At 45.7% G+C, this 26,266-nt stretch carries 22 protein-coding genes and 2 tRNA genes; 20 read left to right on the top strand and 4 right to left on the bottom strand.

Annotated features, from left to right (window positions below; all coding sequences use genetic code 11):
- Nucleotide 1 precedes the first annotated feature (1 nt).
- The 10 genes from ABI430_01665 to ABI430_01620 all read left to right on the top strand — a co-directional run bounded on the left by ABI430_01665 (nucleotide 2) and on the right by ABI430_01620 (nucleotide 7,692).
- The gene (locus ABI430_01665; protein ID MEO8637588.1) at nucleotides 2–445 is read left to right on the top strand and encodes an NUDIX domain-containing protein; all 444 of its coding nucleotides are present in this window, start codon (nucleotides 2–4) and stop codon (nucleotides 443–445) included.
- A 763-nt stretch (nucleotides 446–1,208) separates the two neighbouring features.
- Entirely contained in the window at nucleotides 1,209–1,601 is a 393-nt protein-coding gene (locus ABI430_01660) for a nucleoside 2-deoxyribosyltransferase (GenBank protein ID MEO8637587.1), read from the top strand.
- A 147-nt stretch (nucleotides 1,602–1,748) separates the two neighbouring features.
- Nucleotides 1,749–2,459: a UMP kinase gene (gene pyrH / locus ABI430_01655; GenBank protein MEO8637586.1), complete on the top strand. Its 711-nt coding sequence runs from the start codon at nucleotides 1,749–1,751 to the stop codon at nucleotides 2,457–2,459.
- Between the two features lie 460 nt (nucleotides 2,460–2,919).
- On the top strand, nucleotides 2,920–3,282 hold the full coding sequence (locus ABI430_01650) for a hypothetical protein (protein ID MEO8637585.1): 363 nt from the start codon (nucleotides 2,920–2,922) through the stop codon (nucleotides 3,280–3,282).
- Between the two features lie 27 nt (nucleotides 3,283–3,309).
- A complete protein-coding gene (locus ABI430_01645) occupies nucleotides 3,310–3,576 on the top strand; it encodes a hypothetical protein (protein MEO8637584.1) in 267 nt (88 codons plus the stop codon).
- A 53-nt stretch (nucleotides 3,577–3,629) separates the two neighbouring features.
- Nucleotides 3,630–3,977, top strand: coding sequence for a hypothetical protein (locus ABI430_01640; GenBank protein MEO8637583.1), 348 nt, complete (start codon nucleotides 3,630–3,632; stop codon nucleotides 3,975–3,977).
- 135 nt (nucleotides 3,978–4,112) lie between these two features.
- Nucleotides 4,113–4,349, top strand: coding sequence for a glutaredoxin family protein (locus tag ABI430_01635; protein ID MEO8637582.1), 237 nt, complete (start codon nucleotides 4,113–4,115; stop codon nucleotides 4,347–4,349).
- Between the two features lie 66 nt (nucleotides 4,350–4,415).
- A tRNA-Arg gene (locus ABI430_01630) sits at nucleotides 4,416–4,487 on the top strand.
- Nucleotides 4,488–4,492: 5 nt separating this feature from the next.
- The gene (locus ABI430_01625) at nucleotides 4,493–5,056 is read left to right on the top strand and encodes a hypothetical protein (GenBank protein MEO8637581.1); all 564 of its coding nucleotides are present in this window, start codon (nucleotides 4,493–4,495) and stop codon (nucleotides 5,054–5,056) included.
- Nucleotides 5,053–7,692, top strand: a complete 2,640-nt coding sequence (locus tag ABI430_01620) for an HAD-IC family P-type ATPase (GenBank protein ID MEO8637580.1) — start codon at nucleotides 5,053–5,055, stop codon at nucleotides 7,690–7,692. Before ABI430_01625 ends, ABI430_01620 begins: the two co-directional genes overlap by 4 nt.
- A gap of 17 nt (nucleotides 7,693–7,709) precedes the next feature.
- On the opposite strand, the gene ABI430_01615 is transcribed toward ABI430_01620, so the two are convergent.
- Nucleotides 7,710–8,501 (bottom strand): hypothetical protein, encoded by a 792-nt coding sequence (locus tag ABI430_01615; GenBank protein MEO8637579.1) that lies wholly within the window; start codon nucleotides 8,499–8,501, stop codon nucleotides 7,710–7,712.
- Nucleotides 8,502–8,644: 143 nt separating this feature from the next.
- On the opposite strand from ABI430_01615, the gene ABI430_01610 reads away from it, so the two are divergent.
- The 8 genes from ABI430_01610 to ABI430_01575 all read left to right on the top strand — a co-directional run bounded on the left by ABI430_01610 (nucleotide 8,645) and on the right by ABI430_01575 (nucleotide 19,784).
- On the top strand, nucleotides 8,645–12,346 hold the full coding sequence (locus tag ABI430_01610) for a CotH kinase family protein (protein ID MEO8637578.1): 3,702 nt from the start codon (nucleotides 8,645–8,647) through the stop codon (nucleotides 12,344–12,346).
- Between the two features lie 592 nt (nucleotides 12,347–12,938).
- The gene (locus ABI430_01605; protein MEO8637577.1) at nucleotides 12,939–13,556 is read left to right on the top strand and encodes a sigma factor-like helix-turn-helix DNA-binding protein; all 618 of its coding nucleotides are present in this window, start codon (nucleotides 12,939–12,941) and stop codon (nucleotides 13,554–13,556) included.
- A 12-nt stretch (nucleotides 13,557–13,568) separates the two neighbouring features.
- Complete coding sequence (locus tag ABI430_01600) at nucleotides 13,569–13,835, top strand: hypothetical protein (GenBank protein MEO8637576.1); 267 nt, start codon at nucleotides 13,569–13,571, stop codon at nucleotides 13,833–13,835.
- Between the two features lie 118 nt (nucleotides 13,836–13,953).
- Nucleotides 13,954–14,026 (top strand) — tRNA-Phe (locus tag ABI430_01595).
- Between the two features lie 487 nt (nucleotides 14,027–14,513).
- A complete protein-coding gene (locus ABI430_01590) occupies nucleotides 14,514–16,055 on the top strand; it encodes an ice-binding family protein (GenBank protein ID MEO8637575.1) in 1,542 nt (513 codons plus the stop codon).
- A 133-nt stretch (nucleotides 16,056–16,188) separates the two neighbouring features.
- Nucleotides 16,189–16,584: a cupin domain-containing protein gene (locus tag ABI430_01585; protein MEO8637574.1), complete on the top strand. Its 396-nt coding sequence runs from the start codon at nucleotides 16,189–16,191 to the stop codon at nucleotides 16,582–16,584.
- Nucleotides 16,585–16,588: 4 nt separating this feature from the next.
- Nucleotides 16,589–19,093, top strand: coding sequence for an ice-binding family protein (locus tag ABI430_01580; GenBank protein ID MEO8637573.1), 2,505 nt, complete (start codon nucleotides 16,589–16,591; stop codon nucleotides 19,091–19,093).
- A 112-nt stretch (nucleotides 19,094–19,205) separates the two neighbouring features.
- On the top strand, nucleotides 19,206–19,784 hold the full coding sequence (locus ABI430_01575; GenBank protein MEO8637572.1) for a class F sortase: 579 nt from the start codon (nucleotides 19,206–19,208) through the stop codon (nucleotides 19,782–19,784).
- A 106-nt stretch (nucleotides 19,785–19,890) separates the two neighbouring features.
- Here the strand turns inward: ABI430_01575 and ABI430_01570 are convergent, their stop codons facing one another.
- The 3 genes from ABI430_01570 to ABI430_01560 all read right to left on the bottom strand — a co-directional run bounded on the left by ABI430_01570 (nucleotide 19,891) and on the right by ABI430_01560 (nucleotide 23,432).
- On the bottom strand, nucleotides 19,891–20,352 hold the full coding sequence (locus ABI430_01570; GenBank protein MEO8637571.1) for an Hsp20/alpha crystallin family protein: 462 nt from the start codon (nucleotides 20,350–20,352) through the stop codon (nucleotides 19,891–19,893).
- A gap of 13 nt (nucleotides 20,353–20,365) precedes the next feature.
- Nucleotides 20,366–21,166, bottom strand: coding sequence for a PrsW family glutamic-type intramembrane protease (locus tag ABI430_01565; GenBank protein ID MEO8637570.1), 801 nt, complete (start codon nucleotides 21,164–21,166; stop codon nucleotides 20,366–20,368).
- 100 nt (nucleotides 21,167–21,266) lie between these two features.
- On the bottom strand, nucleotides 21,267–23,432 hold the full coding sequence (locus ABI430_01560; GenBank protein ID MEO8637569.1) for a valine--tRNA ligase: 2,166 nt from the start codon (nucleotides 23,430–23,432) through the stop codon (nucleotides 21,267–21,269).
- Between the two features lie 264 nt (nucleotides 23,433–23,696).
- Between ABI430_01560 and ABI430_01555 the strand changes: the two genes are divergently transcribed.
- Both ABI430_01555 and ABI430_01550 read left to right on the top strand, forming a co-directional pair.
- On the top strand, nucleotides 23,697–24,749 hold the full coding sequence (locus ABI430_01555) for a hypothetical protein (protein ID MEO8637568.1): 1,053 nt from the start codon (nucleotides 23,697–23,699) through the stop codon (nucleotides 24,747–24,749).
- 151 nt (nucleotides 24,750–24,900) lie between these two features.
- On the top strand, nucleotides 24,901–25,950 hold the full coding sequence (locus ABI430_01550) for a peptidoglycan-binding domain-containing protein (protein MEO8637567.1): 1,050 nt from the start codon (nucleotides 24,901–24,903) through the stop codon (nucleotides 25,948–25,950).
- Nucleotides 25,951–26,266: the final 316 nt, after the last annotated feature.

Raw genomic sequence — 26,266 nt, 5'->3', positions numbered from 1 at the left:
GATGAATGAAAAATTTCCAAAAGGAATAGAAATTGTTGGGTCCGCAGTGATTGAAAATGATGTCGGCAAGATTCTTATCGTGGAATCGCCAAAGTGGCCCGGCAAATGGACTCTTCCGGGAGGACATGTAGAACCCGGCGAAACTATAATTGAAGGAATTGTTCGAGAGGGCGAAGAAGAAACTGGGCTTAGACTTCGGGGCAAATATGTTTTTGACTGGGGCGAACTTATCGGCTCAACTGATTTTCATCGCTCGGCGCATTTTGTCTGGTTTCATGTTTGGTGCGAGATTGTCGGCGGGGAATTGAATCTTGATGGGGTCGAGCTTATTTCTTCTCGTTGGGTTTCTCCGGAAGAGGCGTTCACATTTCCTCTTGCCGAGGGCTATAAAAAGAGTGTTCAAAAATTCATCGCTTTCAAAAAATCTCAAAGTGTTGACTTTTGAACTCGATAGGTATACATTACAAGCCAGTTGAAGCTTACATATAAAAACATCCGCTAGTTCCTCGGTCCGCATAAAGCGGTCGGGGGTTGGGGCTAGTAGTCCAGAAATGGACAGGATGGTCTTTGCAAACCGAAAGGTGCGTGAAGACCCGGTTTACCCAGACAGTTTTCTGTCATGGGGATTCCTCCGTAACAAGGATAATTGATGTCGTTCCTAGTGAAAGCTGGGAAGTCTGAGTCAATGAGTATAATTTCTGAATCTTGAATTTAGATTCATGAATCTATTTAATTAAGGTGGCACCACGGCTTGCCCGAACCTCGGAGGTTTTAGGGGAAGAATCCCGTCCTTATTATGCAACTTTGCGTTGTGTAATGAGGATGGGATTTTTTGTTGCTCAAAAAGCTTCGAACGGTCTTTAACAAATCAACCACGGAGAGTGAAATGAAAGATAACGAAAAACGAATGGAAGACGCACGGAAACCTGATTGGTGCCCAAACCATAGGTTCAGGACTAGCGGGGTAGTGAAAGAAGGAAAGTTGATCTGCGTTGTCTGCTCCACCCCTCTTACAGTTGTTCCAGAGGAGGTAAGAAAAGAGCGCGCCACCTCTACTCGCCCCTGGTCATAGTTCATTCAGTCGCTACAATCAATCAAATAGCGACACAAGCCCTGCGTGGATTCCACTGGGGCTTTTTTTTAATTTCGTTTGCCCGAACGCATTATTCAGACGGGCATTTTTTCCAAGTTCGTAGTAACATAGGTGCATGAAATCAGTAGTAATCTGCGGAAGTAATAGATTTGCCAAGGAAGCGATGGAGTTCGCAAAAAAGCTCGAAGCTTTAGGCGTGGAAGTTTTGACTCCGCATTTTTACACTGCAAACTATGGCGATTTGAACAAAGTTCCCGAGCACCATAAGAAATTCATAGCTATGGGCTTAACCCATGATCAATTTCAGAAAATAAGAGTTGCCGATGCGGTATTTGTCTTCAATAAGGACGGATATAGCGGATATAGTGTAAGCATGGAGATCGGTTTTGCCACCGCGCTTGCGAAACCGATTTATGCATTTTCTGAAAACGACCCGGAAATATGCCGAAATATTCTTTTTCAAGCGATTGTGAAGACTCCAAAGCAGTTGGCGAATAAACTAAAGTGATATATTAAAAAAATTTTTGACTACGAAAGCGCTACAAACTCCCAAGGGTTACCCTTGGCGCGAAATACCCATATTCCTACGTTCCAAGGGTAACCCTTGGGAAATCAAAGGTGGATTTTTTTTAAAAAATAAGGTAGGCTTCTAGGAATGCAAAAAAAAGCTGTAAGTAAAAAAAATGGCCTACCAATCATCGTTTCGGTCGGAGGTTCTCTTATTGTTCCGGATGGCATTGATACCCATTTTCTTTCGACTTTCAAGGATATAATCGTAAAGCATATCAAAAGGGGACATCGCTTTATCATTATCTCCGGTGGCGGAAAAACCGCGAGAAACTACCAGGATGCCGTGCGAGCCGTCACGTCACTCACTATCGAGGACGTGGATTGGATTGGGATTCACAGCACAAGATTAAACGCGCACCTCATGCGTTCTATTTTTCATACATATTCTCATCCGCGGGTGATAAAAAATCCCCACGAAGACTTGCTTTTTCGAGAGAAAATATTGGTCGCCGGTGGTTGGAAGCCCGGATTTTCCACGGACTATGACGCGGTCTTACTGGCCCGAAATATCGGAGCCAAGAAAATCATAAACCTTTCAAACATTGACTACGTTTACAACAAAGACCCTCGAAAATACAAAAATGCTATACCACTTCCCACCCTCACATGGGGAGAATTCAGAAAGCTGATTCCGAAAAAGTGGAGCCCGGGACTTTCTTCCCCCTTTGACCCCGTCGCCTCAAAACTCGCTCAAGAGCTTGGGATAGAAGTGGCGATTGTAAATGGTCAAAAAATACATGAGCTTGATAACTATCTTTCGGGAAAGAAGTTTATGGGAACCAAGATATCTGACTAGAAGCAAGATTCATGATTCAAGAAAAGACCTGAAATTGACCTACTCATGAATCATGAATCTGGATTCCCCGCCCGTACCGAAATAGTACGTTCGGGCGAGTAGAATCTAGCTAAGGGGATAACCCCGTAGTAGATTTTGGCATCGTTACTACGTGTGCTTCAGGCGCAATGCCAAAATTCACTACGGGGGATAACTCCACTTGCTATCAAATCTGCCATCGCTTATAATTAGAACCAGTCTCAAAAATAATGGCTTGACGAGACAGTTTCCGTTCGAGCGAGACGAAGTTGTGGAGGACGAGGCATATAGATATATGTCGAGTCCGAACAGCAAGTCGTAGCCGAACGGAGACTGTCGCAGTAGCCAAGTTTCTACATCTTCATTTATTAGATTGCGATTATTTTTGAGACTGGTTCTCACATTAAAAGTGGTCTATAATTATTAGGTTAAATAAAAATTAATGAAAAAATTTCTTATATTTGCGGGCGTTTTATTAACTCCGTCTCTAGCGTTCGCGCAACAATTAGGTCAGTTAGATTCCCTTGTCACATCATTTGGACGTATTGTAAATAATATGGTCCCTATTGTGTTTATCATCGCTCTTCTAGTTTTCTTTTGGGGTTTAGCAAAATACATTCTTGCCGCAGGAAGTGAGGAATCTAAGGCAGAAGGCAGAAGAATAATGGTCGGTGGAATTATCGCTCTTTTCGTTATGGCATCCGTGTGGGGGATTGTGCGTTGGGCGCAGGTAGCTATTGGTATTGACCCAACCAAGACTGATATCACAGTACCGACAATTGGTGGAAGGAGTCCAACACGATAAGGGATCTTTCTGCATATTTGGATTTAAATGTCGATCAAAATTCTCTTAGACAGGGTCAATGAATTCATATTGAACCCTCTCATTATACTCATGTTCGGCGTGGCGCTCCTTGTTTTCTTTTGGGGAATTTTCCAGTTCATTGCGGGTGCGGCAAATGAAGAAGCAAGAAGCAAAGGCAAAACCTCAATGCTCTGGGGAGTGAGAGGGCTGTTTATCATGATGGCTGTATATGGAATTTTAAGGATATTGCTTACTACTTTTGGAATTAAGGGACCCGGGTATCTTGGACTTTAGGGAGATTAAGGATTTTGGAGTTTTTCAGTCATTTCCTTATTGGCAACATATTTATGATAAGAATTTTACTGCTTACACTTGGAGCTTTCATGTTGCCTACTCTCGCTCGAGCAGTAGATATTGGGAGTGTAGGCACGACTCTCGAGGCTTTTAACAAGTTACTGGGGACTATTACGGTAATCACTTTTACGGCGGCGCTCGCGGTATTCTTTTGGGGTTTGGCAAAGTACATGTGGAGTGCGGGGAGCGAAGAGGCAAAGGCGCAAGGGAGAAGAGTAATGGTTGGTGGTGTCATCGCGCTTTTCGTCATGTCTTCGGTGTGGGGAATCATTACCTTCTTTGCTAAAGATTTAGGACTGGAGGATATTAAAACAATAAAAACGCCTTTGATTGGTAGATAATATTTTAAATTTTTGCTATACTACGAAATGCCAATGACCTGTAATTCCCGCGGAAGCGGGAATCTAGGATATTGCATTATAATTTAATCTGGATCCTCGCTTGCGAGGATAACAGAGAAAGACTCTGTTAATTTTATGAAAAAAGTAACAATTTACTCAACCCCGACCTGCCACTATTGCGCAATGGCTAAAGCATTTTTCAAAGAATATGCTGTAGCTTACGAGGAGCACAATGTTGCCACTGACCTCGCGAAAAGAAAAGAAATGGTAGATAAGTCGGGCCAGCTCGGCGTGCCTGTTATCACTATAGACGATGAAATTATCGTCGGATTTGATGAGGACAGGATTAGAGAACTTTTGGAAATAAAGTAAAAAACAACCCCCCCACAAGGGGTTTTTGTTTTGGAGCGCGGAAATATGCTATAGTCTTTTTTAACCGCTCCCGTAGTTCAACGGATAGAACAGCCCCGTCCTAAGGGGTAGATGTCAGTTCAATTCTGGCCGGGGGCACAAAAATGTTCGCACGTAACGAAAAAAATTCATTTTTTCTCCACGATATCGCGATAATTGTTTTGAGTATTTTTATTGCGATATTGCTGGTGCAAAATAATGTTATAATAAATTTTCTCTCCTCTACGCAGGAATTGAAATTGTTCGGTACATTTGTCGCGGGATTCTTTTTCACTTCGGTTTTTACGACAGCGCCTGCCATAGCCACCTTGGGAGAAATCGCGAAGGGAAACTCTCTGCTTACGACGGCGCTTTTGGGCGCCACGGGAGCGGTGTTGGGAGACTTAATTATCTTCTATTTCATTCGGGACAAATTTTCATCGCATTTGGTGGAGCTTTTGAGGCATCGAAGAGGAGGGAGGAGAATAGGGGCAATTCTCAAGCTTAAATTATTCAGGTGGGTAAGCTTTTTTATCGGAGGACTGATTATTGCTTCGCCTTTACCTGACGAGCTTGGAATAAGCCTACTAGGCTTCTCAAAAATGAAAATGTCCTGGTTTATTCCTCTTTCCTTTGTATTCAACTTTATTGGCATCGTGTTTATCGGTCTAGTCGCAAGAGCACTATGATACAAAAAGAACTTACACCCGAAATTCAGAAAAGCCCTTTTTGGTTTTTATCTATTAAAGATGCTCGCGAAATGCTTCAAACGGATACCCAGAATGGGGTTAGTGAAGATGACGCGCTTAAGCGACTGGAAATCTTTGGCTTAAATATTATCGAAAAATCGGGGAGCGCCAGCGGTTTTATTATCTTTTTGAGTCAATTTAAAAGTCCGCTCATCTTGATTTTGCTTTTTGCGAGCATCATCACGTTTTTCATAGCTCATTATCGGGACGCGCTTTTTATACTTGCGGCAGTGGTAGTCAATGTCGTTTTGGGATTTTATCAAGAATACAAAGCGGAGAAAGCATTATCGGAGCTCAAATCATATTTGAAACAACGGTCGCGAGTTATTCGCGGTGGCGAGGAGTACGAAATTGATGCTGCCAATTTAGTGCCGGGAGATATTATTCGACTGGCGCAGGGAGACCGTGTTCCCGCAGACGGGCGCGTCATTTTTGTGAATGATTTCCAGATTGACGAAGCGATTCTCACCGGAGAATCTTTGCCCGCATCGAAATCAACTGAACCGGTGAGCGTAAATGCGGTTCTTGGAGACCAGCACTCAATGGTTTTTGCCGGAACTCTTGTTACTCAAGGAGTCGCGACCGCGGTGGTTTGCCGCACCGATTTTGCCACCGAGTTGGGTAAAATTGCGGCTCTTGTTGCCGAGTCGAAAAGAGAGGAGACGCCACTGCAGTACGCAATCAGGCGCTTCAGCATGCAAGCGGGCATTTTTTTAGGAATCCTTACGTTGATTGTTTTTGTGACCGGTATTGCTTTAGGGCATTCACGTGTTGAAATGTTTTTGATATCTATCGCGATTGCAGTTTCCGCGGTGCCGGAAGGTCTGCCTGTGGCGATGACGGTAATTTTGGCAATAGGAGTGCAACGCATGTCTCGACGCAAGGGTGTCATTAGAAAATTGGTTGCCGCAGAAGCGTTGGGAAGCACCACCATAATTTTGACCGACAAGACGGGGACTTTGACAATGGCAAAGATGGAATTGAGCAAGGTATTGCCAACTGAAGGCATTCTCGAGAACAAACTGCTTGAACTGGCGCTTCTGAATACGAATGTTCTCATTGAAAATCGAAAAGATCCGGTATTGGATTGGCGAATGAACGGAAGAGTGATTGAAGTGGCACTAGTGCGGTCTGCTGGGCTTCGGGGCATAGCGGTTCAAGAGGTGAAAAATAAAACTGAAATTGTAAATTCTCTGCCTTTCAACGCGGTCAACAAATTTTCCGTTTCGCTCGTGCGAGACCGCGAAAAACATTCGCTCGTTTTTTTTGGGGCACCTGATATTTTAATACGCCACTCGACACTTCGATTGGAGGAACGAAAGGGTGTGCTGGAGAAAATTGATTCATTAGCAGGATCGGGAGAGCTCGTCCTCGGGGTTGCAAGCAAGAACATAGAGCCGAAGGAAGATTTCACATTTCAAAGAGACTTGGAGTCAGAACTCGATAGTCTTGTATTTAATGGGGTAATAACGCTTCATGATCCGGTCAGGCCGGGCGTCAAAGACGCTATGCGTCGTGTTGAGGAGGCGGGAATAAAAACAATAGTTATGTCCGGAGATCATCGAGGCACAGCGGAGGCGATTGCCAAAGAAGTGGGAATGCGAATTGAAAAGGGAAGCGTCCTTGATGCCACAGAACTTCGGGAACTCAATGACGAGGGCTTGAAGGAGCGTCTGCCACATGTGCGCGTTATCTCTCGAGTGTCTCCGCTTGATAAAATGAGAGTGGTCAAGGCTTTTCAAGAGATGGGAGAAGTGGTCGCTATGACCGGCGACGGGGTAAATGACGCGCCAAGCATCAAGCAGGCGGATATCGGCATCGCTATGGGAACAGGCACTGAAGTGGCTCGCGACGTAGCGGATCTTGTACTCCTGGACGATAATTTCGAGACCATTGTTGCCGCCATAGAAGAAGGTCGCCAGATTATGAACAACATTCGGAAGGTGCTCGTGTATCTGCTTTCTTCCGTTGCCGACGAACTTCTTTTGATTGGCGGGGCACTTATTGCCGGATTGGCATTGCCTTTAAATGCGCTTCAAATTCTTTATGTCAATTTTTTTTCAGATAGTTTTCCGGCTATTGCATTCGCATTTGAGAAAGATATTGACGGATTGCAAGCTCGTCCACGAGGAGTTAAGAGTGGTCTTTTCGACCCCTTGATGAAGTTTTTGATCTTATTCACCGGATTTTTAACAAGTTTGATTCTGTTCACGCTGTATTGGTATCTTTTGCGGGCAGGTTTTCCTGAAGATGAAGTAAGAACTTTTATTTTTGCGGCATTTGGAAGCTACACTTTGTTTTTGACGTTTTCTCTAAGAAGTCTGGAGAAAAGCATCTTTGAATATCCGATATTTTCCAATCGTTACTTGTGCGCGGGGGTAGGCATCGGCGTTGCCTTGATGGCCGCCGCAATTTACGTTCCATTCTTGCAGACTCTCCTCGGCACAGTTTCCTTGCCATTGTATTGGGTGCTCGGGGTTGCGCTCATTGCGACTTTAAATATTGTCGCGGTTGAATTTGGGAAATGGATATTTCGACTAAAGAGGCAAAAGAATATTCTGGATAAGCGAGATTGAATTTGAAATTGAAGCAACTACTTCTCAAACTCTGGCAATTCGTCCGAATAGTAAAATTCAAAAGCAAGTCCGCCGAAGCTGTACTCTTTTCCGGCAAACCTAATTTCCGCTCCGCCAACCGAGGGGTTTGGATGCGGGCGAGAATTGGAAAATCCAATGTTGAAAAGTGTGAAAACAATTTCCGGCCTGTCATGAATGGGGATTCCGGCTTTGTCCCATTGCGCAATCAGTTGCTTTTCGTAGAGTCCCGCATAGAGATAGGAATAGTAACGGCTCGCATCATCTGTGAGTCTCTGAAAGCGCTCCGAATCGGGACTGTCTGATGTAAAATCGAGAATGTGCTCGTACGCGGGTCCCAAGTAGAAAGGTGAATTCGCGTTTTTCAAATTTTGCTCAATCTGCCTTGCGCTCTCCTCTTTAATCCCCATTACTCCCCACGAGAACTGATTTTGGCTCCCCAGCATTTTCAAGGGCGAAAAAAATTCTTTAAATAACTCTCGATTGCTTTCGTAGAGTCGAAGTTGCTCGACGACGAGGGGCGCGATAATGAGCCTTGTTCCGACTCCGCTCGACTCCGATGCTTTCAAAATATCCTCCTTATCCTTCAAAATTGCCACCTTGAGAGCTTTCCACTCTTCGCTTTTTTCCCACTCGAGATTCTTCGCGATTTTTTCCTTGAAGTAGTCGTGTTGTGCGTCAACCACTCCCTCTGTCTTGGTCCATCGGAGCTGAATTGCAACAAATCCAACGACCATGACAAGTCCGATGAAAGCAAAGATACACATCAGTCCAAAAAACAATTTTTTCATCACATTTAGGATTCTATCATGAAACGAGAAGCGGAAATCTATAACCTATGATCCATATTCTTCTATGCGCTGGGGATAAACTCCTCTTTCAATGATTTTAAAAAAGTGTAATAATTGTATTGATTAACTCTAAGATAAACGTAATGAAAAAACGATACATTGTTTTCTCATCGGTCGCATTACTTGTGGCCACGGGTTTTGTTGCACCCTCTTTCTCTTATGCGCAGACACCTCTCTATCCGATTCGAAATCTCACACTAGATACCCAAGGAAAGACATTGTCACTTGATGAATTCGCTCCGAATCGTGATGGAAAATTAGTTGAGTACACCAGTCTTGGAATAAAAATCAAAGATTGGAAAATAAAATATGAGAAGAAAGGTCACATGAGAGGAGTATGCGACCCGCCCATGCTTAATTTGAGTTTTGATAAATTCAACAGCCAGGGGGTTCCAAAGGAACTTTTTACGGGTGTGAGCACCTATCCGGGGTCCGCACAATTGCAGTATCAAAAATTCCGCATGATTCCGGAATGTGACGCGGGAAACGACTACTATCTCGGAGGAGGAGATTACGGCTTCAGCGGGAAACTTAATGTCAACTTGAGAGAATATATTATTCATAAAATTTTCAGAAAATATGGAGTTCCAACTGCCGATATTATCGGCTTCGCGAATGTGACATTCATAACGCCGGATTCCGGATATAACGGAAGAACATATCGATACATGATCATTCAGAGACCGGCAGAGCTTGATGATCAGATACCATTTACCACGGAGTTCAACATGAACCCAATGCTGTATGAATCGGAAGGCTCGAACGGGTGGTACGCAAGTTCGTTTGACCGTTTGATATCCGCTCTCGTCACGAATAATACGACCCAAGTTTCTACAACGGTCTATTTTGACAGGGATTCAACTCTAAAATTCATGCTGTTTACGGATTTTCTGGCTGTGTATGATATGGGGGCTTTACATAATGAGGAGTGGGGAGTGGATAAAACAACCGACAAGACGAAGGTTATTCCTCATGGATTTGACTTGTCTCTCGGTTGTTATTCGATGGACTCGGATCCCTCATCAAGCGAAACGGAGCGACTACTAGACGACTTGCCCGCAAGTACGCAACCTTCTTATAGGCAAGCGTATTATCAAATTGCCCGAAATATATTTCTACAGCCTTCATCGTTGAATGATATGTTTGCGATGATAGACGACTTTCCTTATTTGAACGTGAATAAAGAAATACTGCGCGAATATCTCCGAATCAAATTTTATCAATATGCCAAATACGCAAACTCGAGCGACTTCGCTCAAAAAATGGGTCAGACATTTGTACCCGTGAACATCACATTACCCTTCGCTTCAGACAGTGAATATGCCACTCATCTTTCAAGTTTTAAGGGCGCTTGCGGACGCGTTCCAATACCGCTTACCGGAGTTACCGTTTCGGTCGCGAGCTCTTCATTGAGCGCGACAGAAGCTACATTTACGGTTGACGTCACGACGACCGAGTCCGCTTTAGAGCTTTTCAAATCTCGCTACAGCTCATCGTTCGCAGTCTCTTTGGTAGGAACTATCTTGGTTCAGTCGGGAACAAATAATAATCAAGATTTGGGGATTCAATACGTGCCCCTTTATGGAGTCGAAGATTTTGCCGGGCCCTATTACATTATTCCTCCAAATACGACTGCTCGCTTTGTTATTTCAGGCTCCTTCAATGAGGAAAATCTTCTCAGGGATACTTATTTTGCCAAGTTGCTTACATTTCGACCAAATAACGATATAGAGCAGTTTGTAATCAACGACGCAAAAACCAATTCTTTGCATATGGGTGTGCTCGATCCTATAGTTGTCACTTTACCGCAGAAGGGGGACACTGTTCTTGCTGGCTCGACAACCACTATTTCTTGGACCGGCACTCCGGGGAGAGCAACAGGTATCTCAATATCTGGCACTGACGGGCAAAATTGGCCAATATCAAATCCTGAAGTCTGGGACCAAACTTATATTGGAAATCGATTCGTGTGGACTGCAGGAAGAGTCTACTCATATAATCAGGTTATTGGTGGATGGACATTTACGATGCTGAATTCCGGTCAATATAAGATTTCAATACGGGACGTGAATTCAGGCATTACCGGCGAGACAGGATATTTCAATTTGGTGGATTCACCTGACACCGTCCTACCGTCCGCAGGGATTGTAGGTGCCTCAACCATCTCACTATTATACGACCCTTCAGACGGAGGCGAAGCGGGACTCACCACTCGATTTAAAGTTTCGATATCGGCCGGAAGCCGTGACCAGCTCATATCAAAACGGGATGCGTTTTCTTCCTATGCGGTATCAGTTGACGGACAAAATTATATGGGCGGAGTAGAGACATATTCATCGGTGGGAACAACGGACCAAGGCGATTTCTATCTAATTCCTGCCGGCACTACTGCAGAATTTACTGTGACAGTCGTGTTCGAGCCGAAAAAAATGTTTGCCGGAGCATATCGCGGAATTCTAACCCAAGTTACTTTGGGCGGTTTCCAGAATTCCAGAGTAATTGGGGTTCTGCCTCCGAACACCACAAACGCTCTCATTATTGTCGGCGAAGTCTCACCCTATCTCACATCAGTCTCTCCGGAGAGATCTGCTCCCTCAAACGCGACCGTCACTATTGCGGGCGTCCGCTTTGCGCCAGCTGGGAATATTCTTACTCTTACCAACCAATCGTCCGGCGTATCAGTCGTTCAAACACTTCCAAGCACCGATGGAGGAAAAACAATCCAATTTGTTCCCAACGTCCCGGTGGGCAATTATTCCATCCAAGTCACTCACCCTACGACGGGAAAGAGCAACCGTCTGTATTTGACCATAACTCCAGGCGTATTCTCTCTCACCATCACAAATCAAGGAACCGGCTTAGGTCAAGTTCTCTGTAACAAAGAAGTATGCGATGTTTTGTTCCCTCAAAATGCGCCTATCACCCTCACGGCGGTTCCTTTTGCCGGCTCCACCTTCTCGGGATGGACAGGTGCATGCTCGGGAATCGGCTCCTGCTTTCTCAAGATGGATGCAGGCAAAGCGGTGATAGCGACATTTACCAAAGACACTCCACCAGACCAGAATATTTTCTCCGTCTCCCTCTCCATCTCCCCAAGCACCATCACAACCACAGAAGCGGCAACTGTTTCGTGGACTTCCAATAAGGCTACTTCATGCGCTGTTACAGGATTGCGGGCTAATGGAGCAACAAGCGGAACTAAGTCAGTTCGTTTTACCGTTCCGACCACCATCACCTATACTGTAACGTGTGAAGGTGAGGGCGGGAGCAAAACTGCGTCCGCTAATCTTATAGTGACAAAAGCTAGTTCAGTAACTCCGAACAATCCGACTACCCCATCTTCCCCTTCAGGTAGTTCAACTCCGCCTCCCACCATCTCGCTATCTACCAAGCCAGAGCCAGAAGGTGTTGCAACAGGCCCTACCATTCTTCCGGGTGAATCGGTAGATATTAGCTGGACATCTACAAATGCCAGCATCTGCACAGGGTCAGTTTCTGGCGGAGCGGAAGCAGGCAGTTGGGCAGGAAATCAAGCGACATCAGGAACGCTTTCCACCGGCCCTATTCAAAGCCAAGCCACTTTCACTCTTTCGTGTAGTGGAGCAGGAGGAACGAGCGCAAAGAGTGTCACCGTCGCTGTTCCTCCAGTCGTAGACCCACCTGATCCCACTAAAGGCTCAACAGACAGCTCCTTTGTTCCGCCAAAATCAAATCTAAGTTTCTTTGAATTCCTCACCCTGCCTTTCAAATATTTGTTGGGGGCGGTGAGTGAAGCGTGGAGGTAGAGCGAATGTGATAGGACTTACGCGTTTGGCGCATTTCCTCGTTGCTTCGGTCGTTTGCTCCTGAGCAGTAGCATCAAACTACAGCTCAGTCGCAAGCCTCCCTCGCGCCTCGAACTGCATCCAAACGCGTAAGTCCTATGTGATATAATCTTAGGTATACTTTTATGCATGCCACTGTCGCTCAATCGTCAAAAATTAGAAATCTCTTCCTTGCGTTCATCCCTTTTTGGATATCTATCGATTCAGCAATTCCGAGGACCATACTGTTTCGCTGTTCGATATACCTAAAAAGCCGCATCGTCAAAGATACAGGGTGTAGTAAAGTGAGGAATAAGGATTTTGCCCGCCCGACCGAGTCATTCGGGCAGGTCCCCAAGAAGCCACATCGTCAAAGGCACAGGGTGTAGAAAATGGGAAATAGTGACTACAGATTACAGATTATGATTATAGAATCAGAAAGATCAGTCTTATTTAATTATTCCAGAATCTGTAATCTAAAATCTATATTCCGTTTTTTTATACTGTAAACTTCATACTAAATGCTGTATACTCTTATCATGATGTGAATAGTCGTGTTAAAAATTGTCCATATATGGAAAAATTTGAGCGTATAAAGAAAGAAGATGCCGTATCTGCTACAGAAAGAGAAGCTTTTGTTGAAATGCTACAGGACGCTGAATTAGGAAAAAAATTCACTCCCTCCGATCCGCAATTACGGGATGACATTGAACAACTTATCGAGACATTGCCGGACGAAAGATCAAAAGAAATAATCAGGCGAAGATTTCTTCAAGGAGAAACTTTAGAAGAAATTGGAGAGCATTTCGCAGTTGGACCTTCCCGCATACAACAAATAGTAGCAAAATCAATACGACTATTGAGACATCCTAAAAGAATGCTGTACATTCCTCCAGTTGAATTAGAAAGTCGGGATAGAGATACTTACTCTGAAAGATTGCACCGTATTCTTCAACAGTATCCTCCGCAATTTGAAAAAAACAAAAAAGTAAGGGAAATTTTGCACAAACTTGACTCTTTTACTTGGGGTGATAAACGAGAAAAATTAGGACAATTAGATTCGCTTACTTTCAATCAAATCTGCGACGATCTAAATGCTTTAATTTCAAAGGAAAACTTTGCGGGGAAAGATGTAATAACTTTAAAAACAATTTCAGAAAAATTAGCGCTAGAAATTGCGAAAGTGAAATAATAAAAAATTATTATGCTACCAGAAGAAAAAGAATTGCTCGAGAAGACGTATAAACTCTCGGAAGAGAATAATGAAATTTTGAAAGGTATGAGGCGTTCGCAAAGACGTTCGAACATTATGCGCGCTTCATACTGGATTCTTATTATTTTCCTGTCGATTGGAGGCGTCTATTTTGCCCAAATGTATATTTCAAGTTTGCTTGGCGCGTTTGGAGATGAAAGTCCATCTGCGAAAAGTTCAAATATTATTGACCAGTACAAAGAATTACTCAATCAGTAAAATAGAGCCTCCTGCTCCGACATTCTTTCGTATTCACTGAAAATGTGCTAACTTAAAAGAGTTAGTTTGTTGATGTTGGGATATGCCCTAGGGCGAACATCCGTTGCGGATGTTTTAGGCCGAGGTAGCTCAGTCGGTAGAGCGCTTCCCTGAAGAGGAATAGGTCCCCAGTTCGATTCTGGGCCTCGGCACAAAATGAACAGCCTTTTTGGGCTGTTTTCATTTGTGCCGAGGTAGCGAAACAACTGCTTGTTTCGCGTCCAGAATCGAAAAGCGGAGCGTTATTTCGGCAGTAGCCGAAATCGCGAGCTGGGGTCGCGACCGAGGCGAGTGACGACGAGCCGAGAGTCGTGACCGATCCGATAGGGCATCTGGGCCTCGGCACAAATAAAAACTACCCCAGCTTTCGGGGTTATTTTTATTTGCTAAGTAGTACCCAGAATCGAACTGCAGGCTAAGCGCGAAATTTGGCTTATTTGGCTAGAAAATTGGAAAATTTGGTTATCCACAGACCTGCTCTTTTTCATTTTGTATGAACGAGTATAATGAATCATACAGATGTGCTACAATTGATTGAAAGCGACGCTGTTGAATCGCTCGCTTAATAATTTCTATAATTCAATAAGAACGAATATTGATGTCCAAATATAGTAAAATAAATATTTATAGTAAAAAACTATGAAAAAATTTAAGAAAGTGGGTGTAGTCCTGTTAGCGCTCGCCTTTTTCTCGGCTGGGTCAGCCATTCCGGCTTTTGCGGCGACCACGCCAAATCTTGGGGCGACCAATTCGTTTGGTATTCTTTCTGATACTTTTAGCAACCTCGGCGGAAACAGTATTTTTGGAGATCTTGGTTATACAACAGGAACGGCGGCGACGGTTAGCGGTTCTACGCATGTGGCAGACACCGTCTACAGCAATGCAGGAACGGCCCAAGGAGTTGCTCTAGTCAATCTAAATAATCAAACCCCATGCGACTTAACTTTTTCTGGACCAATTGATCTTGCATCTGAAACTACGCACGTTCCCACATTCGGCGCAACTACTACCGAGTACACACCCGGAATTTATTGTTTTGACAACGCTGTCAACATCGGTGGAGGATCAACTATCACTCTAAACGGCGCAGGAACATACATCTTCAGGATGGACGGAGCACTTGATTCAACAGCAAACTCTATTGTTCTATTAACGGGTGGTGCTTCAGCTTGCGATGTCTTCTGGATTCCTACATCGGCCACGACGCTTGGGGCAAACTCAACATTTGTCGGAACTGTTATTGATGCCGCGGGTATTACCATAGGTGATACTGTGGGCTGGACAGGAAGGGCTCTGGCATTTGGAGGAACTGTCACTGCGTCTAATGACACGATTACAGTGCCTGTTTGCGCTTCAAGTCCGCTTCTTACTCTCACAAAGACTGTCACGAATGACGATGGTGGAAATGCATCTCCTACCGATTGGACTCTCCAAGCGACCGGCACCGGTGGCAGTCCGACAAATTTGAGCGGAACCACTCCTTTGGTTAACGGCGGAGTTTTCAATGCCGACACCTATACGCTTTCCGAATCAGGTCCTTCAGGATATAGTGCGTCAGAATTCAGCTGTGTCAATAATGGAGGTTCTGCGGTAGATGGCAGTACTATCACCCTTGCCGGAGGTGATGTAGCAATATGTACGGTAAATAACAATGACATCCCACCTCCACGAAGTGGTGGTTCAAGCGGAGGAGGAAGGTCTGTTTCCTCACCTCGTATCAATGTGGAAAAATTTCCGACTCCTTCGGCACTGCCTGCAGGACCCGGACTGGTTACATATACCTACACGGTTACCAATCCCGGCCCACTCTCGTTGAGTACTGTGACAGTCGTTGACGATAAATGCGTTTCGGTGAGCTTTGTTTCTGGTGACGCAGATGAGGACTCATTGCTTGATAACGACGAAACTTGGATTTATCGCTGTGCAACTACACTCAATCAAACTACCACGAACATTGTTACCGCCACTGGTGAAGCGAACGGCCGAACAGTTTCTGATACGGCAGAGGTGACTGTTCCTGTGGGTGCTCTAGTAGTGGACTTGCCAACTAGTGGCACACCTACCCTGCCAAATACTGGAATTGCTCCTGATGATACTGTCCCTTGGAATATCATTATCTCGGTTGGTCTCGTTGCGATTTTGCTCCTGCTCAACACTACTCGAAAGAAGAAATCAATTTAGCTCCGCATAAATTCTTAAGGGATGAATCCTCGGTCCGTCTCTGTGCGAGGCTACATTGTCCCTATTTCAGTTGCCGTTTGAGGCATATAAGTTGCGCGCTTGCTTTCACGAGTTCTTCATCTTACCTTCCACAATGTCACACTCCGGAAATATAATAAAAGAAACGCTGGACAACACGGCTTTTAGAAGAGTCATTTTCACAGGAAAGAATAGCCAGCTTGTTGTGATGGACATAAAGCCCGGAGAAGATATCGGAGAGGAGACTCATCCTCACACCGAACAAACTCTTTTTCTTTTCCAAGGATATGGCGTGTCACTATTGGACGGAGTGAGGAAACCCTTCGAATCGGGAGATGTGGTAGTGGTAACTCCGGGAACAAAGCATAACTTCGTAAATACCGGAGGCGAATCTTTAAAAATCTACACGATGTACTCACCACCTAACCACATCGACGGGCGTGTTCAGATGACAAAGCGCGATGCAGAATTGGATGTGGCTGACGAAGAGTTTGGAAATAAGGTTGAATAAAAAAATGAGAAAATATTTTGACGCACGCCTCATACTTTCGCTACTCGTTTTTTTGATGAGCGGAACTGTGGCGTCTGCAGACTATAGAGCTCCGGTAAATCTGGAAACAGCCGACAATTTTGCGGTGTTAGCGGGCATTTCAATTACAAATACGGGCGACTCTGTAATAAATGGTGATGTCGGCGTTGGTCCCGGAACTGTGCTCTCCGGATTCGGGCACGGATCCGTTATCGGGACTTTGCATGTGGCAGATGTTCCGGTCGCCTCTGCAAAAGCGGACTTGGCGAGAGCGGCGAGAGACATCCTTGGGCGAACGCAAGGCGCAACCGTGCCTTCAGAGCTTGGCGGAACAATTCAAACTCCCGGAATATATGCATCCGCAGACGGCACTTTTGCGATAAATGGTAAGCTCACGCTCGATGCCAAAGGCGACCCCAACGCAGTTTTTATATTTAAAACTACTTCGACTCTCGCAACCGCGCGGAGAAGCGAGGTGGTTCTTGCGGGCGGGGCCCAAGCTTGCAACGTTTTTTGGGCTGTCGGCGATTCGGTGAACCTCGGAGAACAATCAATCTTAAGAGGAAATATTTTAGCTTTGACCACTGCTTCACTTTCAACTGGAGCAGTCGTGGAGGGACGGGTCCTTGCGGAAAAGGGGACGGTTAGTTTGAATGGCAACATCATTACCAGAGCGACGTGCGCGCCTCCTCCTACGTCAAGTCAACCGGCAGACACTATTGCTACCCCTCCGCTTATTTCCATTTTGCAAGTGCCAAGCCCTCTCTCCTTGCCCGAGGGTCCTGGATCGGTCACCTACACGTACACAGTTTTGAATGTCGGGAAAGTTGCGATTGGGAATGTTACGGTAGGTGATGACAAGTGCGCCTCGGTCAATCTCATTTCCGGCGACACGAATAGCGATTCTAAACTTGATATCAAGGAGAAATGGACGTACCGATGCACTGCGAGAGTTACGCAGACCACCACAAATATTGGGACTGCAGTCGGTTTTTCCAATGGTTTGTCCGCGATTGATTCGGCGGTTGCAAAAGTCACCGTCGGCGTTTCATTTCCGGCTCCATTAATTAGCGTTATAAAAACTCCGGACAGGTTTGTTTTGCCTATTGGCGGAGGGGATGTTACCTATACGTATGTTGCAACTAATCCTGGCACGGTTGCGCTTTCAAACGTAAGCGTTGCAGATAACACGTGCAATACTCTCTCTGTCCCTTCCGGCGATTTCAATGAAAACAGCTTGCTCGACACCGGGGAAAGCTGGGTCTACACCTGCACAATGCATGTTTCCGACAACAGCGTGAGCACGGTCACGGCCACAGCGGACGGCAGTGGAAACGGTTTGACTGCCATTGATTACGCCCTTACGACGGTTGTCGTCGCGTCTCCCAATTTGGTGAAATTTCCTCATTTTGCAAATAATGACGATAAGACAGCGCCTGTGCTGTTTGACGTAGCAATAAATCCAGCTTCCAACAATAATTCGGATGCCCCTCTGGTCATCCTCATTGCGTTTGTCTTACTCGCGACTCTCTTCGCGATTTGGGCGATAAGGAAAAAGGAAAAAAGATTGCTTCAGTTCATCTTTTTGGGCTCGGCGCTCTTTCTCCTTCTGTTTTTTTTTACTATAGGTAATCAGCCACCGGTTAGCGAACCGGCTCCGTCACTGCCTTCCACCGGTAGTACCCTTCCTACTATAGGACGTCTCAAGATTCCGAATCTCAATATTGATGCTCCAATTGTGCCGGTTGGCTTGACGACGGGAGGTTTGATGGATGTGCCATCGGGCTATGGTGAGGTTGGATGGTTCAATCTAGGCGCACGCATTGGGGGAGTTGGTAGCGCCGTTATTGACGGTCACACCGGTTTCCTTTTGGACGGGAAAGCGGAAGTTTTCAACAAATTGATTCAAATGGTGGAAGGGGACAAGCTCACTGTTGTAGATGAAAAAGGAAAAACACTTACTTTTGCGGTCAGAGAAATTCGCATCTATAAATCAGATGCTGATGCGAGCGATGTTTTTTCTTCTTCCGACGGTGGCATCCACCTCAACATCATCACCTGTCTTCTTGGTTCTTGGGACGAATCCATACAAGACTTCACAAAACGATTGGTGATATTTACCGACCTTGTGCCGAATTCAGTTGCCATAGTCCCACCGGCCATAAGCCCCGTGGGGATAGCTCCGCAAGGGGTAAGCCTAGGGTCGCCGTTCACGTTCACACGAAGCCTTACAATCGGGAGTACTGGAGACGATGTTGTGGCCCTCCAAAAATTTCTTATCGCCAATCATTTTCTCAACATTCCCACTCCGACCGGCTATTTTGGCCCCATTACAAGGTCTGCGGTTGTCTCTTGGCAAACGGCGAACGCTATTTTGCCCCCGACAGGATTTTTTGGGCCTATTTCGTTAGGCAGGTTGAACAGTATTCTCTCAAAGCAGTCGGGTGTGCAGTTTCCAATTACTGGAAATGAGGACGCGTCGCCAAATTAGGGGGGGGGTGGAAACAGGTCTCTCGACGTCGGAGTCCTCAAATCGAATAGGAAGGTAAATAAACAGGTTCCGCCATTTTTTGGGACCGGATTTTTGGAGTATAATGAAGAAAATGATTGCAATGAATACAGCCACAGGAAAAAAAATATTTTCAATAATTCTAATTGCAGTGTCCGCGCTTTTCCTAGTTCCATTTCTGCATCAGGAGAGCAAAGTTGACAGTAACGAAAAAACCGTTCAGTCAACTTTAATCAAACCTACGCGCCTGAAGATTCCAAGCATCAATGTTGATGTTGAAGTCGGAACTGTCGGTCTTACGCCGGATGGCGCTATGGAGGCGCCTGACGACCCTCTTCACGTTGCCTGGTTTTCTCTAGGAACACTCCCAGGGGAGAAAGGTAGTGCCGTCATCGCGGGTCATTGGGGCTGGAAAAACGGTATTGCGGCGATATTCGATAATTTAGACAGATTGCGCAAAGGAGACAAAATATACGTTGAAGACGGCGAGGGCAAGGTTGTCTCCTTTGAAGTGAAAGAAAGTCGAGAGTATGATAAAGACGCCTATGCGCCGGAGGTTTTTAAGTCCGAAGTTGGCGTGCATCTTAATCTTGTTACCTGCGTGGGCGATTGGGATAAATCAAAAAAAAGCTACAGTAAACGGCTGGTAGTGTTCGCCGATATGGTACCGTAATTTATTGTTTACCGACGTTCGGTAAACTTTTCGGCTCGGGCATACTGGATCCCCGCATCCGCGGGGATGACAAAATGAGAATTTTGTCACTTTTTACTTTCTCCCTTTACGTATTCGACTTCACCTTGAGCTTCGTTTGCTTCTCTTTATTTATTTTCGGCAATCGCAGTGTCAAGAGTCCAAATTTCTCCGTGGCTTCCGCATCCTCAACTTCCACTTCTTGAGGAAGGAGAATCGTTCTCGAAAATGTTCCCCAATAGAGCTCTTTGAAAAAATAATCCTGCTCGGATATCTCTCGGCCGGATTCCCGTTTTCCCTTGATTGTCACCATTTCTCGCGTTATGGAAATATCCAAATCTTCCGGTCGCACTCCTGCCACCATCGTTCTAATGATGATGTCGGTTGGATTTTGGTACACATCAACGGTAAGCTGACCGTCGCTATCCGCTTCGGTCTCTTCTTTCCAGTCACTGCGGGGCACCTTTCGCGTTTCCAGAGCCTCTTCTTCCATTTCGTCAACATGGACAGAGCCGGTTAGACGTTCGAAAAATGATCTTCTATCTTTCATTTTTTTAGGTAACTCATTGCGAAGATGCTTTTTCGCTATGAGCCGCATTTATGTTAATGACGCTTTTAATTTTTTCAAAAAAGAGAAGGAGAATAATAATCGAGAGCCAGACAAAATAGAAGACTGCGAAGTTGATCTCATCCTTGCTGTTTATTATAAATAAATTAAAGGAAGTATGCAAGGCGAGAGCCACGGCAAATCCGCCTAACAGGTGGAGGAACTTTGATAAACGGCTCTTGTAGAAGGCAAGGCCGAGTGCAACTCCAATTGAGGCAGAACAGATAGTGTGCAAGAGGGTAGCTCCCACGAAGCGCAGGTTGCTGGTAATAAAACTCAAACTATAATTGCCGTCAAAGAGGGGATTGAATATGAAAAGGGCGTTTTCGAGCGCGGAGAAGCCCAAGGCCACTGTTATAAGATAAATAATTTTGTCCACCGGCTCATTGTCGTCTTTTCTCCTCAAGACGACAAAATAGGCCGCAATAAATTTGAAAAGCTCTTCGAGTCCCGCCCACAAAATGATAAGCCAAACTTGCATAGGAAATAGGCGTGTGAGAAGGGGAACGAAGGGAGTGAAGACAGTTGGTCCGTGAAAAAGACTCGGAGACGAGATATCTCCGGGAAAAATCGTGGCCTGCACATATTGCTGAAATGGAATAACCAAGGGCACCATGAGCATGCCCGCGAGGAATGCGTAGATGATGAGGCGTTTGGGCTCGGGATGATGGTCTTCCTTAAGCCAAAACCAAAGCCAAATCAAGGCGGGAATGATGCCACCTATCAAACTATATGCAATTGTGTTTGCGATAGCCATTGAATAAAATGTAACACGTAGCTTGTAACATTTAGCATGTAACATCCAAAAAAATCAAAATCCTCTTTCTCATTGCATGTTACATGTTGCGTGTTACATGTCATATGTTATCTGTCGGCCACTTTTCTATCATCAATAACTTTTTGCTGTCTTCCGTGTGGAGCACTCCGCTCCATAGCTCCTCCGTGACAAAAGGCATGAAGGGGTGCAAGGCGATTAAGAGCTTGTCGAGCGTTTGCAAGAGGAATTGCCGGCGTTCTCGCATAGCTGACGGCGAGCCTTTTTCAAAAATTACTTTGCTTTCTTCCAGAATCTTGTCGGCAAAAGTGTGCCATGCATAGTGATATAATTTTTCCGCGGCAAGGTAAAAGCGATAACTGTCCATGTCTCTCGTCACATCTTCGAGAAGCACCTGGAGTTCATCCTGAAGTTTTGCGTCGCCTGCGCCTCCTTCCAATACGTTATTGTCTTCCTTCTTGCCCCCGGTATTTTCCATAACAAATCGAGTAATGTTCCAGAGCTTGTTCGCGAAATTTTTGTAGCCCCTGATTTTGTCTTCCGACAGGGCGAGGTCAGTTCCGGGCGTGTTGCCCACAACAAGTCCGATGCGCAGAGCATCGGTTCCAAATTTATCGGTTAAATCTTTGGGATTTATCACATTGCCCTTGCTCTTTGACATTTTTTTGCCCTTGGCGTCATTCACGAGTCCATGAAGGTAGACTGTCCTGAAAGGCACATCGTGAGCGAGATACAACCCGAAGATAACCATTCGGGGTACCCACTTGAAGATAAGATCGGAGCCGGTTTCCATGACATCGGTCGGATAAAATGTTTTGAAGTCTTTGCCGTCGGGGAATCCCAACATTATAAGAGGCCACTGTCCCGAGGAGAACCATGTGTCGAACGTGTCCGTGTCGGCGCGCACATTTCCTTCGCACTTCGGGCATTTTACAATCTCGTCTTCGAGATCAGGCACTCCATGCCCGCACGTCTCGCAGATTTTGGCCGGTATCGATATGCCCCAGACGATTTGTCTCGAGATGTTCCAGTCAATCGAGTTTTTCATCCAGTACTCAAATATTTTCCGGTAATTGTCAGGATAAAAAACAATCTTTCCCTCCTCGACGGCTTTCAAAGCCATGTCCGCAAGCGGTTTCATTTTGACGAACCATTGAGGCAGTATCTGGGGCTCAATCGGCGTTTCGCATTTATAGCAAACAGGCACATTGTGGACATAATTTTCTTCCACTTTAACAAGCAGGCCCTTTTCTTTCAGCTTCTCGACAATTTTTGGTCTCGCTGCGGCGATTTTCATCCCCGCAAATTCACCCGCAATCGGAAGAAGCTTCCCGAACTTGTCGATAATCTGCTCTTTGTCGAGGTTGTGCCTCTCCGCGATTGCAAAGTCCACAGCGTCGTGCCAAGGGGTGATTGTCATTACTCCCGTTCCGAATTCCATATCTATGGCTTCGTCCTTTATTACGGTCGCAGTAATCGGACCATTTATCCATTCGAGGGGAATCTTCTCGCCATCTTTGTAGTTTGCGTACCTCATATCGCTTGGATGCATCACGACGTACTTGTCTCCAAATTTTGTCTCGGGTCTCGCGGTGGCAATTGTGAAGGGGCCGTATTTCAAATAGTAGAAAGAATCTTTTTTCTCAACGTTTTCAGTTTCGACATCGGACAGCGATGTGACATGCTTTGAGCACCAATTGACGATTCGCTCCCCCCGATACACGAGTCCATCGTCGTACATTTTTTTGAAAGTCTTGTGGACTTCTTTGATTACCGAGTCGTCCAGGGTGAATTTTTCCCGCGACCAGTCGCAGGAGGCCCCCATCGCTCGAACTTCAGCTTCCATGAATTTCTTGTTTTCCAGGGTGAAGGCCATGATCTCTTGGTAGAGCTCCTTGGGGTCCATTTTGAAACGGGAGTGACCTTCTTTTTCGAGCTTAAGCTCATAGACAATCTGGGTTTCAAATCCGGCGTGGTCTGCTCCGGGAGCCCACAGCGTTCTGTATCCGCGGAGTCTCTTGTATCGGGTCATGATGTCCTCGAGGGTAATGAAGAGGGCGTGACCAGCGTGAAGATGGCCGTTCGCGTTCGGCGGAGGCATGATGATGGAAAAAGGTTTAGCGTTTGAGTCAAAACGGTCGACAGGGAGATTATCGGGATTAAAAAAACCGCTCTCTTCCCAGAGCTTGTAAATTCGGCTTTCCGTTTCTTTCGGGTCGTACGGTTTTAGGAGTTTTTCCGGAATCACCTTTAAATCATAGCAAAAAAAAAAATTTTACTCTATAGAGAGCGTCCATTATCTTTTTGATGGCAATTTCCAAAAAAATGGGAACTTTTGTCGAGAATGGTGGAGCTATGAAAAAAATTTTTCCAAACAGTTGCTGGAACTTTTCATCGGTGTATTATTGTATAGGGAATATGAAATAATATCGCCGAGGACAATAGCTAAGTCCTTGACACTTGTTGCATATTGTACAAAGGGGAAACAAAACGTCGAACAGTTAAGTTGCTCATGAAAAATAAATTGCGGTATCTCACGGCCCTGCTAGTGGCAGGGATTTCCTACAATTCCACTGCGGGTGCGGGCATTGCTTTGCGAACCCTCGACGAGGGGGTGCCGACAAAGCCCGTTCGGAGCTCGCTTCCGCCACCTGCGCGGTTGCTTCCGGGCAATATCCTGGGGACTGAAAAGGTGGTGATTGCGTCGCTCTGCGCTCTGACTTCATCAAATGTTGTTCAATCGAGAGCTTACGGAATGGCTGGAATGTTGGGGCAACAGGTCCCGTCTGTCCGGGAAAACAATCCGGCGGCGTGGTATCTGCCGGAGACGAACTCCCTCCAGTCGTTTGATTACACATCGACATCATTTCATTCGTGGATGGGTGCCGTTAATTTTTCGTCGGCAACCCTGGGAGAGTTTGGGCACAGAATCGTGGTGCACGCCGCCGGATTCTTTCCGGTGAATGCATACTCGACCCGAGTATCATCATCAGACACAAATCTTGGGAGCGGGACATTCAATGTTGCCACCAACACGACCGACGGTCAGGAACTCACCTGTTCCTCCACGTTTGCATGCGTCAACTTCGGGCCGGACGGACACTTCGACTCCGTATTCAATCCGTTAACAAGAGTCTGGGATGTGCATGGAGACGACATCGTTTACTCGAACGGCGAGCGGCCAAGTCAAATCGCCTACACCGCCTGGTTTCGGTTCGGCGGGACTGTTGTGGTGACAATCACGGAGCCTGAAGGCTTCGCCGCAACCATTAACCAGTTCATAGCTGGACATAGTCTCACAGCTGAACTCATCCGGAATGGCGAACCAGTGGACACACAGACGGTTACGGACGCGCGTCCCAGTCTCACTATCTCGGTTGAGAATCCTTCTCAAGTCAGATGCACTGTCGCTGGCGGTCAGGTGAGGGTTCCGTACCGTCCGCAGAGCAGGCCGGATGTTGCCGGCTCGGTATGGACGGATATGCCATTCATCGTAAGTTTCGCCGAGTCTTTTTTGGTCTCCATGGATGGTGCGATGCAGTTTTACCGCCTTCGGACGAACTGATCAGTCTCGACACACACAGCTCTTCCCGATGTTACTGGGAAGAGTTTTTTTTTACTTTTTTATAGTTGGCAAGAATTTACCCACATGATAGAATTATTGCATACAAGTAAATTATTAACAGTCTATAGAAAAAAATAATAACGAATAAAATATGAAAAAAATGGGAATTACTAAAATCTTGCCTTATGCATTGGCGATTGTCCTTGCTTCGAGCTTGGCACTAGTATCCAATGTGTTTGCATTCACAAATGGAGAAGACGATGGGGGAGTAGCAAATCCGCCCCAATCAATCACAGTGCCTGACCCCGATATTTCTAACGGGCAAGATGATAGTTCCGGTGGTCCCAACACTGGTGTTCCCGGAACGGTTGTTGGAGATATCAGGAATGGTGACGATGATTCTCCGTTTGTTCCCGTTCCTCCCGACAATCCGGGAGACATAGATGGAGAAATTACAAATGGAGATGATGATACTTCAGTTGCTACGACTCCTCCCGGCGAGGATGGAAATCCGGAAATCATCGACAACGGAGTTATCAGACGTGGAGGGGGAGGAGGCTCTCGGCCGTCGTTTTCCAACGGAACTCCTGGGACTAGTATAAATGTGGGACTGCCTTCTGCTGGAAGCGTGGGAGACTGCATTCACATGGATAAGTACTTGAGGCAGGGCGCAGACAATGACCCCTCAGAAGTTCGAAAACTTCAGATGTTCTTGCATGACAATCAAGGATTCAATGTAGATGTGACCGGTGATTTTGACGATCAGACCCTTGCGGCTGTGAACGCATTTCAAGGAACGTATCTCGAAGAGGTAATGGGACCCTGGGGCGAAGTCGTTCCTTCTGGACAGGTCTACATCTCGACCGTAAAAAAAATCAACGAGCTCTCTTGCAAGATAGTTCTTACTTTTACGGCAGAGGATTATGCTATCTTTGCCGCATACAAGAAAGCGGTTGCGGAAGGCGTAGCTGTTCCAGCAGAAACTCCTGCTTCAGGCTCCTTCTTTGGAGGAGGGGAATCAATTCCGACTGCAGAAACAATTCCATCAACTATTGACACAAACGGAAACGGAGTCACCGGTGAAATCGGAAAAATCAATCTGGAAGATAACAAAGCATCCGCGTCATCCGCATCAGTCGGATTTGGAACAAGAATTGCAAATTTCTTCAGGGGAATCTTCAATTTTTTCCTTGGTAGGTAGGCAATGATGGAATCTGGATTATAGAATCTGGAATTAGAGAATACAAACAGCAAAAAACTCCGCCTCTGCGGAGTTTTTTGCTGCGCTGGGTATTGAGGCGAAAATTTTTCTTTGGCTCCGCTTCTGCACGCGCCCTCGTTTGGCGCCGAATGCTCCCACTGGGGTATTCATGAGGGCAGAATGAGTGGCAAGGACGAGCGGAGTTATGAAAGCTTGGAATCGACAAAATAGCCATAGAAGGCATCATATGTCAATCAAGTAGTGCATAAGGCCAGATACATATTGCACTCTTTGGTCTCTCCAAAGCAGTGAGAAT

This window comes from Candidatus Taylorbacteria bacterium (assembly GCA_039934295.1).
GTDB lineage: Bacteria > Patescibacteriota > Minisyncoccia > Phycocordibacterales > HO2-43-120 > HO2-43-120.
The sequence above is the reverse complement of the archived record's forward strand: the minus strand, read 5'-3'. Positions and strand labels throughout refer to the sequence as shown.